Here is a 12,461-nt window from a genome sequence, read left to right on the forward strand (position 1 = left end):
CTGACGCCAAACCGCTGAAATCCGGCTGAACCTTTCTCGAAACAAGAAAGCTGATCGCATCACTTGCCGGGTTCAAGGCGGGGCGGCTTGGGCTACGATCATTCCCAAGGCGCCGGGAGGGCGCGGTACTATAGTGGGAGGCTTCCATGGCGGAAACGCTGAGCAGGGAAACGCGGATCGTCAGGCGCGAAAAGTCGACGCCGTTCCGCAAGCTCAAGGCGGATATCTGCGTCGTCGGCGCCGGCATCGCCGGGATTTCCGCAGCGCTGGAAGCCGCCAGGCTTGGCCGCAAGGTCGTCATCGTCGATGGCCAGGCGGCGCTCGGCGGACAGGCGGTCAACTCGATCATCGCCACGTTCTGCGGCCTGTTTTCGAACGGCACGCACGGCTATCAGTTCACCTATGGCGTCGCCGACAAGCTGCTGGCCCATCTCGAAAGCCAGGACCGGTCGATCTATTACCGCCACGGCCCGAACACGACGGTTGTCTATTACGACGAGGTCGTCCTCGGCCGCTGGATGGAGCAAAGCGTGCTCGACGCCGGCATCGAGGTCGTGCTCGGTGCGCAGATCCTCGACGTGCATGTGGAAGGCCGGCGCGTCGTCCAGACCGATTTCATGACCCGCTATGGCGGCGTCTCGATCGAGGCGACCGGCTGGGTGGAGGCGAGCGGCGATGCGGCGCTCGTCTGGCAGGCCGGTTTTGCCTGCCGCCAGCCGGAAAAGGGCGGCGTCTTCGGCACCCAGATGGTGGTGCTGGAAAACATCGACGAAGCCAAGCAGCCGACCCGCTACGAGATCGGCGACCGGATGAAGGAAAAGGCCGCAAACTACGGCCTGTTGCGCCGCGAAGGCCTTGGTTTCACCATTCCCGGCCGCGGCATCGCCGCCATGAACATGACCCATGTGGAAACCCCGCTTGATCCGGTCGAGGCCTCGAAGAAGGCGCTCGAAGGCAAGGACCAGGCGGCCCGCGCCGTGGAATTCCTGAAAACGGAGTTCCCGGAATGCTTCGGCAATGCCCGCATCCGCTCCTTTGGCCTGCCGGGCATCCGCCAGACCCGCTGGATCGCCGGCAGCCATCACCTGACCGTCGACGAGATCAAGGCCGGCACCAAGTTCGACGACGCGGTCGCCCGCACCGCCTGGCCGATCGAGCTGCACGATCACGGCGACGGCCACCACTGGATCACGTTTGACGAGCAACATGCCCATTACATCCCGCTCGGCAGCCTAACGCCGGACGAATGCGACAACGTCGCCGCCGCCGGGCGCTGCGTCGATGCGGATTCGGCAGCGCTTTCGAGCATCCGCGTCATGGGCCCCTGCATCGCCATGGGCATGGCCGCCGCCAACGCGCTCGACCTTGCCGGAACCGGCAGTGTGCACCAGATCGATCGCGATGCGCTGCGCGAGCGGGTTTCCGACAACGTCGAAAAGAAGCATTATCGGTGGACAGGTGCGGAAACGCGAGCCGCATCGTGAGGAGGACGCGATGAACCTGACGGATCACGAAAAGGCCATGTATGACGGCGAGCACGGCCGCGCCAAGGCGCGCGCCATGGACCTGCTCGTCCGCTACGGCGAAGCGCTCGGCGCCGAACGGCTGATTGAGACCAACAATGTCGCCGGCGCCTTCAACGCCTCGACCCCCTCGGTGCAGGCGATTGCCGAAAAGGGCATGGAGCACGTCTATTCCGAGCTGAACCTCGACAGCGACGAGGTGGTCGACGTGCCGCATATGGTGGCGCATACCTGCCAGCTGATCACCGGCATCGACAATGACAACTGGGAACTCCAGGGCGTCGACAAGTCGCTGGTCGACATGCAGCGCGCCAACGAGAAATACCTGGGGCGGCGCGGCGTCAACATGTTCGCCACCTGCACGCCCTATCAGGTCGGCAACGTGCCGGTGAAAGGCGAGCATTGCGCCTGGATGGAATCGTCCGCAGTCATCTACTGCAACTCCGTGCTCGGCGCCCGCACCAATGTCGAGGGCAAGGAAAGCACCGGCGCTGCGGCACTCACCGGCCGCATTCCCTATTGGGGTTTCCACATCACCGAAAACCGCCGTGGCACCCATCTGGTCGAGCTCGATATCGAGGTCGACGACATGATGGATTGGGGTCTGCTCGGTTACTACATCGGCGAAGTGATCGGCGAGGAAATCCCGGTGCTGAAGGGCACCGGCCGACAGCCCGATCTCATCAAGCTCAAGCATTTTGGCGCAGCCGCCGCGTCGTCGGGCGGGGTCGAGATGTACCATATCCCCGGCATCACGCCGGAAGCGGATTCGATCGAGGAAGCCTTCGGTGGCCGCCAGGTGAAGGGCACGTTCAGTTATGGTGCGAAGGAGCGGCGCGAGACCTATGAGAAGCTGCAAAGCTCGACCGAAAAGAAGGTCGATTTCATCATGCTCGGCTGTCCGCACAATTCCATCGACCAGATGGCGCTGATCGCCCACATGCTGGAGAACAGGAAGATCCATTCGGACGTGCAGCTCTGGGTGCATACACCGCGCGCGATCAAACAGGTCGCCGAGCGCAACGGTTATATCGACGTCATCCGCGATGCCGGCGGTGTTGTCATGAGCGACACCTGTCCCGCCATTTCCCGCCGTCTGCCGGCGGGAACCAAGGTCATCGCCACGGATTCCGCCAAGCAGGCGCATTACCTGCCGGCGATAACCGGCGTACAGGGCTGGTTCGGCTCGGTCAGCGATTGCGTCGATGCCGCCTTGACCGGCCAGTGGAACGGGAGGGTCTGATGGATATTTCGACGGAAGCCAAACCCGAGACGATCGAACTCAAGGGCCGCAAGGTGGTGGCCGGCCGCGCCGAGGGCGAGGCGTTGGTCACGACGGAGACAATCTCCGGCTGGGGCGGCATCAACGAACGCACCGGCACGGTCATTGAGCGCCGGCACGAAATGCGCGGCGTCTCGTTCGCCGGCAAGATCCTTGTCTTTCCCGGTGCCAAGGGCTCGTCGGGCTGGTCGGCCTATTTCCATATGACGCGATTGAACGGTGTCCAGCCAGCGGCGATGATCTTTACGCGGATGACCACCAAGATCGCGCTCGGCGCCGTCGTCACCCGCGTTCCGGCGATCACCGAACTCGATCAGGACCCGCTTTCGGTGATCGAGACCGGTGACTGGGTCGTGGTCGATGCCGATGCCGGCACCGTGACCGTGACCAAGAAATCTCGGACGTGATATTCTCTCCGGCAAGCATGCCACTCGACGGCTGGGCCGACTGCCGACTATAAGGTCTACCATCACAGGTGGGAGGCAGACATGTCGAAAGTAGCGATCGTAACCGGTGCGGGCTCGGGCGTTGGCAGGGCCGTGGCCCTCGGGCTTTTGAAAGCAGGCTATAGGACCGTGCTTGCCGGCCGGCGCGAGAGCGAGCTGCGGGGCACGGCGGAACTTGCCGGCGGGGAGTCGCTCGTCGTGCCGACGGATGTCACCGATCCGGCCGCCGTCGACGCGTTGTTTGCGGCGACGCAAGCGGCCTATGGCCGGCTGGACCTTCTGTTCAACAATGCCGGCCGCGGCACGCCGGCCGTTCCGATCGACGAGTTGCCGCTCGAAACCTGGCGGGCCGTCATCGACCTCAACCTCAACGGCGCCTTCTATTGCGCCCGCGCGGCCTTCGGAATCATGCGGCGGCAAAACCCCGGCGGCGGGCGGATCATCAACAACGGTTCGATCTCGGCGCACGTGCCGCGTCCTTTCCAGGCCGCCTACACCGCCACCAAACATGCCATTACCGGGCTAACACGCCAGATCGCGCTCGACGGGCGCGCGCTGAACATCGTCTGCGGCCAGGTGGATATCGGCAATGCCGATACGCCGATGACGGTGCGGATGAAGGAAGGGGCGTTGCAGGCGGACCTCACGACTGCTGTGGAGCCGGTCATGGATACCAAGCACGTGGCTGATGCGGTGCTCTACATGGATGGATTGCCGCTGGAAGCCAATGTCCTGTTCATGACGGTGATGGCAAACGGCATGCCTTATGCCGGCCGCGGCTGAAAGCGGTCGATGGCTGCCTTGATCTCGCCCGGAAACTCGGCCAGCGTAAGAAGATGATCGGAAGGAAACATCGCATGCAGCAGGCACTGGTGCTCGAGAAAAAAGGCGTTCTCGCGTTAAGGGAGATCGATCTTCCGACCGAGGTTGGGCCGGGCGACGTGAAGATCGCCATCGATACGGTCGGTGTTTGCGGCAGCGACGTCCATTATTACACCCACGGCGCAATCGGTCCCTTTGTCCTGCGCGAGCCGATGGTGCTCGGTCACGAGGCGGCGGGCATCGTCGTCGAGGTCGGCAGCGAGGTGAAGGCCTTGAAGGTCGGTGACCGCGTCTGCATGGAGCCGGGCGTACCGAACCTGTCGTCACGCGCCTCCAAGCTCGGTCTCTACAACGTCGATCCGGACGTCCGTTTCTGGGCGACGCCGCCGGTCCACGGGGTGCTGACTCCGGAAGTCATTCACCCTGCCGCCTTCACCTACAAGCTGCCGGACAATGTCTCCTTTGCCGAAGGCGCCATGGTGGAGCCGTTCGCGATCGGCATGCAGGCCGCCAGCCGCGCCCGTATCCAGCCCGGCGATGTCGGCGCGGTGATCGGTGCCGGCCCGATTGGAATCATGGTGGCGTTGGCGGCACTCGCGGGCGGCTGCGCCCGCGTCTTCATCTCGGATCTGAGCCCCGACAAGCTGAAGATCGCCGGCCAGTACCCGGGCGTCATTCCCGTCAACATCACCGAACGGCCGTTTGCCGAAGTCATCGCCGAAGCGACCGGCGGCTGGGGTGCGGATGTCGTGTTCGAGGCGAGCGGCAGTCCGAGAGCCTATGCCGGCATGTTGGACCTGGTGCGGCCCGGCGGTGCCTTGGTGCTGGTCGGCCTGCCGGTCGAGCCGGTGCCGTTGGACGTATCGAGCGCCATCTCCAAGGAAGTTCGCTTTGAGACCGTGTTCCGCTACGCCAACATCTTCGACCGGGCGCTGGAACTGATCGCGTCCGGCAAGGTCGACCTGAAGCCGCTGATCACCGGCGTCTTCGATTTCAAGGATTCGATCAAGGCCTTCGAGCGGGCCGTCGCCGGACATCCGTCCGACGTCAAGCTGCAGATCCTGATGAACGGCAAAGCCTGATCAGGCGGCGCGGACGAAGCGCTTCGACAGCGAGGCCGGCTTGTGGAGCGGCACGCGGCGGAGCATTTCGAGCGCGAACAGGCGGGCGTTCTGCCGGGCCTTGTCGAGATTGCTGATGCGGTTTTCGTCCATCGTGTAGAGCGTGCCGCCGAGATCGAAGATGTCGCGAAAGGCAGCGCGTTCGATGATCGGAGTGTCGAGCACTTCGACCTTGCGTTCGGCCAGCAGCATCTTCACCGCAAGCAGGGCACGGGTCGTCACCATCGAGTTGACGCGGGTCAGAACGACCGAATGCGGCACGCGGAGATTGGCCTTTTCTTCAAGGTAGCGCAGCAGTTCCAGCACGTTTGCGCCGCCCTGGGCATCCATGGCGCAGCCCTGGATCGGGATCAGCACGTGGTCCGAAAGGCCGATCGCCTTGGCGAGCAGCGGGCTTTGGGCGCCGGGCAGGTCGAGCACGAAATAATCGGTCTTGTGGCGGTTCTCGGAAATGTGCCGGTCGATCGAGGCCTGTGTCACGTAGGAGATGACGTTGAGCTTGTCGTTGTGCGGCGAGAGCATGTGCCAGCGGGTGATCCAGTATTGCGGATCGGCGTCTAGGATGGTGACGCGGTAGCCTTGCTCAACGAGTTCGGTTGCAAGCAGGAGTACGGCGGTGGTCTTGCCCGCTCCGCCCTTGGTGTTGGCAAAGGTAATGACTGGCATCTTGGGTCCCTGTCCGGCTACGAGCGTAAGATTGCTCTCTCACCGCACCCTCATGATGCGTTGCCCCATTCTTGCCAAACATGGTTAACGGGCCGTGAAAAATCCGTTGCCAGATCTTACCGCCGGCGATCGGCGGCGAGGATTTCCCGGGCGATCTGTTCGAGCGAAACGACCTTGTCGACGCCGCCATGGGCGATGGCTTCCTTGGGCATGCCGAACACCACGGACGACGCTTCGTCCTGGGCCACCGTATAGGCGCCCGCCTGATGCATCTCGTTCATGCCGCGGGCGCCGTCGTCGCCCATGCCGGTCATGATCACGCCCATGGCATTGCCGCCGGCCGAGCGTGCGGCGGACCGGAACAGCACGTCGACGGACGGACGATGGCGGCTGACCAGCGGGCCCGAGCGGATCGAAACCTCGTAACGCGCGCCGCGCCGTTCGAGCAGGATATGCTTGTCGCCGGGGGCGATCAGCACGTGGCCACGCAGCACCGGATCGCCGTCGGCCGCCTCCTTGACCTCGACTTCGCAGAGGCTGTTGAGCCGTTTGGCGAAGGCGGCGGTGAATTTTTCCGGCATGTGCTGGACGATGACCATGCCTGGAGAATTGGCCGGCATGGCTTCGAGAAGCTCGCGCAGAGCTTCGGTTCCGCCGGTCGAGGCGCCGACGCAGACGACCATTTCCGTGGTCTTCGCCATGGCTCCGGCCCTGGGAGGCGGAAGCACCGCGTCGGCCGTCAGCTTGGCGGTCGTTCCGCCTTCGGAAATGCGTGACGGGCGCAACCGGCCGACGCGGGCGCGCGCGGCCCCCTTGACCACTGTGCGGATCTGCTCCGCGGCCTCCGCGAGATAGTCGGCCGCACCGATCTTCGGCTTCAGGATGATATCGACCGCGCCGGCTTCGAGCGCCTGCATCAGCGTTTCCGAGCCGCTTTCGGTTAGCGACGAGCACATCACCACCGGGATCGGATGCTGCACCATCAGCTTGCGCAGGAAGGTGATGCCGTCCATCTGCGGCATTTCCACATCGAGCGTGATGACGTCGGGGATTTCCTCGCGCAACTTTCGCGCCGCCATGAAGGGATCGCTGGCCGCGCCTATGACTTCGATGTCCGGATCCGCCGACAGGACGGCTGTCAGGGTCTGGCGGACACTGGCGGAGTCATCAATGATCAGAACGCGAATTTTGCCGCTCATGGTTCATACTCGCTTGAACACAGTATTTGCCACCTGACGGATCGGCAGGTCGAAGCCGGTCACGGTTTCCGAATGACCGATGAACAGATAACCTCCGGGAAGAAGGGCCTGGCAAAGGCGGGACAGCACGTGCTGCTGCGTCGGCTTGTCGAAATAGATCAGCACGTTGCGGCAGAAGATCATGTGCATCAGGTCGCCGATGGGATAGGCCTCGTCCATCAGGTTCAGCCGGGCGAAACCGACGCGGGAACGCAGTTTTGGCGAAATCCGCACTTCCTGCCGCCGGCTGTCGGACGAACGCATGACATATTTGCTCATCATGTCGGCGGGAACGGGTGCCAGGAGCTCGCTCTGATAGATGCCGCGCTGGGCCTTCTGCAGCACATCGGTCGAAAGATCGGTCGCAAGCACGAAATAGTCGCGTTCCGGCGTCGACGAGCTCAGAAATTCCGAAAGCACCATGGCCATCGTATAGGGTTCGGCGCCCGTCGAGCAGGCCGAACTCCAGGTGCGGATGCGCCGGTCGGGGTAGCTTTTCAGGATGTCCGGCAACGCTGCCTGGATCATGTAGTCGAAATGCTTCGGCTCGCGGAAGAAGTCGGTCTTGTTGGTGGTCACCGCATCGATGAGGAAGATCGATTCGGCCTCGATACCTCCGTGCTTGAAGAGGTAGTCGCAATAACTGTCGAAGGTCGGCATGGCCGTGACGCGCAGGCGCCGGCGAAGCCGTCCTTCGAGCATGGTCAACTTGCTGTGCGGCATCTTGATGCCGCTATAGTCGTAGATGTACTTCGAAAGCATATCGAAGTTGCGCTTGCTCAGCCGATCATCGAGCGGCTGGCTCCTTATTGCTGCACTCACGCGCATGCCCCCGTACAAGAACCTATTCGGTTATGCGAATTCCTCATGCGACCTGGGACTGCGGCCCAACATCGGCAAGCGCCGACCCGGAATCCGAAAACAGCCGTGCAAGGTCGACAACGACAACGAAACCGCTCTCCCGGCGCACCACGCCGGCGATATAGTCGGAGCGCCAGCGCACCCCGATATCCGGCGCCGTCTCGATCTGTTCCTTGCGGAACGGCACCACTTCGAAGACGCGGTCCGCGACGAGGCCGAGCACCAGGACGCGATCGGCCACCGGCACGTCGAGTACAAGGATGCGCGTATGCGGCGTCTTGACCGTCCTCGTCAGGCCGAGGCGAAGACGAAGGTCGATTACCGGCACGCCCTGCCCGCGCACATCGCGCAGGCCGAGCAGATATTCCGGGCCGTGCGGAATCTTGAACGGCTCCTCGTGGTCGAGGATCTCGCGGACCACCTCGACGGGGACCGCGAAAATCTCATCGCCGAGGCTGAAGGTTACGAATTGGGATTCGGAGGATATGCCTGCCATTACGCGCTCTCCCTGAAGTCGGCATCGTCCGCGTCCGGGCCGCCCATCGACAGATCGAGGGCAAAACCTTTCACGCGGGCCTGTTGTGCGTTGACTGAATGACCGGCCGAATAGGCCTTGGGCGCCGGCTGGGGTCTGGATTTGGCCGCTGCTGGCTTGGCGGCCGGAACCGGCTGACCCCGTTGCTTGGATCCGGCCCGATCGACCTTGAAGAACGCGATCGAGGCCTGCAGCTCTTCCGCCTGGGCAGCGAGCTCTTCCGAAGTCGCCGACATCTGTTCGGAGGCGCCGGCGTTCTGCTGGGTCACCTTGTCGAGCTGCTGGATCGCTTCGTTGATCTGGGATGCGCCGATATCCTGCTCACGGCAGGCGGCCGATATTTCCGAGACGAGTTCCGCAGTCTTGTGGATCGCGGGCACCAGCTTGTTCAGCATTTCGCCGGCGTCCGTTGCGACCTGCACCGTCTCGCCGGAAAGTGCGCTGATTTCGGCAGCCGCTGCCTGGCTGCGTTCGGCAAGCTTGCGGACTTCCGAGGCGACGACCGCAAAACCCTTGCCGTGTTCGCCGGCACGGGCGGCTTCCACCGCGGCGTTCAGGGCGAGAAGGTCGGTCTGGCGGGCGATCTCCTGAACGATCGAGATTTTTTCCGCAATCGTCCGCATCGCCGAGACGGCACGGCCGACGGCCTGGCCGGAGCTTTCCGCATCCCGGGATGACTGGCGGGCGATCTTTTCCGTCTGGGCGGCGTTGTCGGCGTTCTGCTTGATGTTGGCGGCCATCTGCTCCATCGAGGCGGACGCTTCTTCGGCAGAAGACGCCTGTTCGGTCGCGCCCTGGCTCAGCTGTTCCGAGCTTGCCGAAAGTTCCTGGCTGCCCGAGGAGACGTTGTTCGATGCCGCAAGTGCATCGGCGACGACGCCGCGCAGGCGTTCCACCATGCTCTGCAGCGCAAGCCCGAGCGTGTCCTTGTCGGAGAGCGGCTTCGGCGAAATGGTCAGGTCACCATTGGCGATCTGGTCGGCGACATGCGCTGTGGTGCGCAGGTTGGTGACCATGCTCTGCATGGCGAGCCCCAGCGTATCCTTGTCGGAAAGCGGCTTGACGTCGACGGCAAGGTCGCCTTCCGAGATGCGTTCGGCGATCGCCGCCGTATTGCGCAGGTTGCCGGTCATCACGTTAACGGTGTCGATCAGATCCTTGACCTCGTCATTGGTCTTGACCTCGACTTTCTGGTTGAGATCGCCGATTGCCACTGCATTGGCGACGGACGCGATCTTCTTGAGACCGTTGTTGATGCCGAGCGTGATCCAGAAGGCGGCGCCGATGGCGATCAGCACGGCCGCAATCGAGGCGACGCTCAAGACCATCATCGTCGAGGCGAACAGATCCTGGTTCGCTTTTTCGGTATTTGCCATGCCCTTGCGCTGGATATCGAGGAGAACCTTGATGGCCTCGCCCATATCGGCAGTCATGGTGCGCAGATCGCCCATGGAAAGCGCCAGAGCGCCGGCCTGGTCACCGCGTGCCTGAATTGCCTGCAATTCGTTGGACTTCTGCTGGAACAGCTTGCCGATCGTCAGCAGCTTCTCCCAATAGGGTTTGCCTTCCGGAGAGGCGATCGAAAGCCCTTCCTGAACGGCCTTGAACATCAGTTCCGTGTTGTCGTCCGCTTCCTTGTGGAATTTCGCGGCATCCGCGAGATTGGTCGCAAGCAGCGCATTTTTCTGGGCGCGCACCGCATCGACCTCGTTCACATTGGCCGTGAGCGCAAGTTCCAGACGACGAACCGGGCCGTCGACCATCTTGATGCTGGCGTCGTTGAGACCGCCAAGGCTCAGGCTGCCGTAGACTGCAATGCCGACCAGCAGCAGCGTCAACAGGGCGAAAGCCAATCCCAATTTCAGTTTGATTGTAAACCGCATCTTAAATCCCCCAATTCCTTCAAAAAGCCGATAAAGCTGCCTTACATTTCTGAGATGCGATCGAACAAAGCCTGACCGTAAGGCCGATAAGCCGGCGGCAGGAACTTCTTCGTTGTTCGCACCAACGCAATGACGCTGGCGATCACGGGGCCGCCTGGCGGCCCCGCTCATTGGTCGGGAATCGCTCAGGCGCTTTCCCGGAAGTCGTCGTCGTCACCATCGGGGCCGCCCATCGAAAGATCGAGGGCAAATCCCTTGGCGCGCGACTGCTGGGCTGCGACGGAATGGCCGGCCGGACGGTACGCAGGAGCCTTCGATGGCTGTTTTGCGCCGAGCTTTGCGGTTGCGTGGACCTTGGGGCCGAGCTGAGGCCGGGCCTTCCCGTTGGCGCGTTCGACCTTGAAGAAGGCGATCGAGGCCTGCAGCTCTTCCGCCTGAGCGGCGAGTTCTTCCGAAGTCGCCGACATTTCTTCCGAGGCGCCGGCATTCTGCTGAGTCACCTTGTCGAGCTGCTGGATCGCTTCGTTGATCTGGGCCGCGCCGACATCCTGCTCGCGGCAGGCGGCGGAGATTTCCGAGACCAGTTCGGCCGTCCTGTGGATGTCCGGCACCAGCTTGTTGAGCATTTCGCCGGCGTCCGTTGCGACCTGCACCGTCTCGCCAGAGAGAGCGCTGATTTCGGCAGCCGCTGCCTGGGAACGCTCGGCGAGCTTGCGGACTTCCGAAGCGACGACCGCAAAACCCTTGCCGTGTTCGCCGGCACGGGCGGCTTCCACCGCGGCGTTCAGGGCGAGAAGGTCGGTCTGGCGGGCGATCTCCTGAACGATCGAGATCTTCTCGGCGATCGTGCGCATGGCACCGACCGCACGGGAGACGGCTTCGCCACTTGCTTCCGCGTCCTTCGACGATTGACGGGCGATCTTTTCGGTCTGGGCGGCGTTATCGGCGTTCTGCTTGATGTTGGCCGCCATCTGCTCCATCGAAGCGGACGCTTCTTCGGCCGACGAGGCCTGTTCGGTCGCGCCCTGGCTCAGCTGTTCCGAGCTTGCCGAAAGTTCCTGGCTGCCCGAGGAGACGTTGTTCGACGCCGCAAGTGCATCGGCGACGACGCCGCGCAGGCGTTCCACCATGCTCTGCAGCGCAAGCCCGAGCGTGTCCTTGTCGGAAAGCGGCTTCGGCGAGACGGTGAGGTCGCCGTTCGAAATCTGGTCGGCGATGGTTGCGGTGTTGCGCAGGTTGCCGGTCATCACGTTGAGGGTGTTGACCAGATCCTTGATTTCATCGTTCGTCTTGATCTCGATCTCCTGGTTGAGATCGCCGACCGCCACCGCGTCGACGGCATCCATGATCTTGCGCAGCCCTTTACCGATGCCGAGTGCAATCCACAGGGCAGCGATGATCGCAATCACCAGCGCGATACCCGTCAGGCCGATTATGAAGTTTCGTGTCGTCTGATATTGCTCATCCGTATCGCGGTCGGCCTGTTCCATCAGGTCCTTATTGGCCTCCACGCGCGCTTGGATCGTTTTTTCGATGTCGTCGATGATGGCGCGACCGTCGCCCTTTGCAAGGATGAGGGCCTGGTCGGCATTCCCATTGCGTACCGCCGACCGGATCGCGTCGTCGATACGGAAGAGCCGCTCGGCTTTCGTCGCGACCTCTCCCCAGGCCTTCCGAGCCTCATCCGTGGCCGAGAGATCCTGGAGCTTCTTCAGCGTCTCGTTGAAAAGGTTACGGTTGCGGTCGCTGGCTTGGATGTACTTGTCGATATCCTCTGCCGTTTCCGACGTCGCAAGGTTCAACTGCGCGCGCGCAATGCGCAACTGGGTAGCCGATAAATTCTCGGCTGTTTCCAGCCGCAATGCCGGACCGGCGATCAAGGCGCTGATGGCGGAATTGAGGTTGGCGAGGCTGTAAATTCCGTAGCCGGCGGTGACTGCCAGAAGGCAGATCATCAGGCCGAAAGCCAGTCCGAGTTTTAGTTTAATCGTAAATCGCATAGCCATATCCCCTCAAGGCAATAAAGTGCATCGGTAGGTGCTTCCCTCCCCAACGGGCGGAAACGTTTGAAAACGAGAAGACCG

The 12,461-nt window shown here is 62.7% G+C and carries 11 protein-coding genes; 5 read left to right on the forward strand and 6 right to left on the reverse strand.

Translation table 11 applies throughout. The annotated features are described in order from the left end of the window. Positions 1-146 precede the first annotated feature (146 nt). The 5 genes from LZK81_RS00835 to LZK81_RS00855 all read left to right on the forward strand — a co-directional run bounded on the left by LZK81_RS00835 (position 147) and on the right by LZK81_RS00855 (position 5,155). The gene (locus tag LZK81_RS00835; RefSeq protein WP_233954903.1) at positions 147-1,484 is read left to right on the forward strand and encodes an FAD-dependent oxidoreductase; all 1,338 of its coding nucleotides are present in this window, start codon (positions 147-149) and stop codon (positions 1,482-1,484) included. Positions 1,485-1,494: 10 nt separating this feature from the next. Next, positions 1,495-2,766: an aconitase X gene (locus LZK81_RS00840; protein ID WP_233954904.1), complete on the forward strand. Its 1,272-nt coding sequence runs from the start codon at positions 1,495-1,497 to the stop codon at positions 2,764-2,766. Next, entirely contained in the window at positions 2,766-3,212 is a 447-nt protein-coding gene (locus tag LZK81_RS00845; RefSeq protein ID WP_046611483.1) for an aconitase X swivel domain-containing protein, read from the forward strand. Before LZK81_RS00840 ends, LZK81_RS00845 begins: the two co-directional genes overlap by 1 nt. Positions 3,213-3,293: 81 nt before the next feature. After that, complete coding sequence (locus LZK81_RS00850) at positions 3,294-4,034, forward strand: SDR family oxidoreductase (protein ID WP_233954905.1); 741 nt, start codon at positions 3,294-3,296, stop codon at positions 4,032-4,034. 74 nt (positions 4,035-4,108) lie between these two features. Then, positions 4,109-5,155 carry an NAD(P)-dependent alcohol dehydrogenase gene (locus LZK81_RS00855; protein WP_233954906.1) on the forward strand — a complete coding sequence of 349 codons (1,047 nt, stop codon included), beginning with the start codon at positions 4,109-4,111 and terminating at the stop codon, positions 5,153-5,155. Here the strand turns inward: LZK81_RS00855 and LZK81_RS00860 are convergent, their stop codons facing one another. From LZK81_RS00860 to LZK81_RS00885, 6 genes are all read right to left on the reverse strand, one after another. Further along, the gene (locus LZK81_RS00860) at positions 5,156-5,860 is read right to left on the reverse strand and encodes a ParA family protein (RefSeq protein ID WP_046602809.1); all 705 of its coding nucleotides are present in this window, start codon (positions 5,858-5,860) and stop codon (positions 5,156-5,158) included. It abuts the gene before it with no gap. A 116-nt stretch (positions 5,861-5,976) separates the two neighbouring features. Then, complete coding sequence (locus LZK81_RS00865; protein WP_233954907.1) at positions 5,977-7,059, reverse strand: protein-glutamate methylesterase/protein-glutamine glutaminase; 1,083 nt, start codon at positions 7,057-7,059, stop codon at positions 5,977-5,979. A 3-nt stretch (positions 7,060-7,062) separates the two neighbouring features. Next, positions 7,063-7,926 carry a CheR family methyltransferase gene (locus LZK81_RS00870; RefSeq protein WP_233954908.1) on the reverse strand — a complete coding sequence of 288 codons (864 nt, stop codon included), beginning with the start codon at positions 7,924-7,926 and terminating at the stop codon, positions 7,063-7,065. A 37-nt stretch (positions 7,927-7,963) separates the two neighbouring features. Beyond that, positions 7,964-8,455, reverse strand: a complete 492-nt coding sequence (locus tag LZK81_RS00875; RefSeq protein WP_046602812.1) for a chemotaxis protein CheW — start codon at positions 8,453-8,455, stop codon at positions 7,964-7,966. Further along, positions 8,455-10,377, reverse strand: a complete 1,923-nt coding sequence (locus tag LZK81_RS00880; RefSeq protein ID WP_233954910.1) for a HAMP domain-containing methyl-accepting chemotaxis protein — start codon at positions 10,375-10,377, stop codon at positions 8,455-8,457. The genes LZK81_RS00875 and LZK81_RS00880 overlap by 1 nt, the downstream gene beginning before the upstream one ends. A 185-nt stretch (positions 10,378-10,562) precedes the next feature. Continuing rightward, positions 10,563-12,377: a methyl-accepting chemotaxis protein gene (locus tag LZK81_RS00885; RefSeq protein WP_233954912.1), complete on the reverse strand. Its 1,815-nt coding sequence runs from the start codon at positions 12,375-12,377 to the stop codon at positions 10,563-10,565. Positions 12,378-12,461: the final 84 nt, after the last annotated feature.

Source organism: Neorhizobium galegae (assembly GCF_021391675.1).
Lineage (GTDB): Bacteria > Pseudomonadota > Alphaproteobacteria > Rhizobiales > Rhizobiaceae > Neorhizobium > Neorhizobium galegae_B.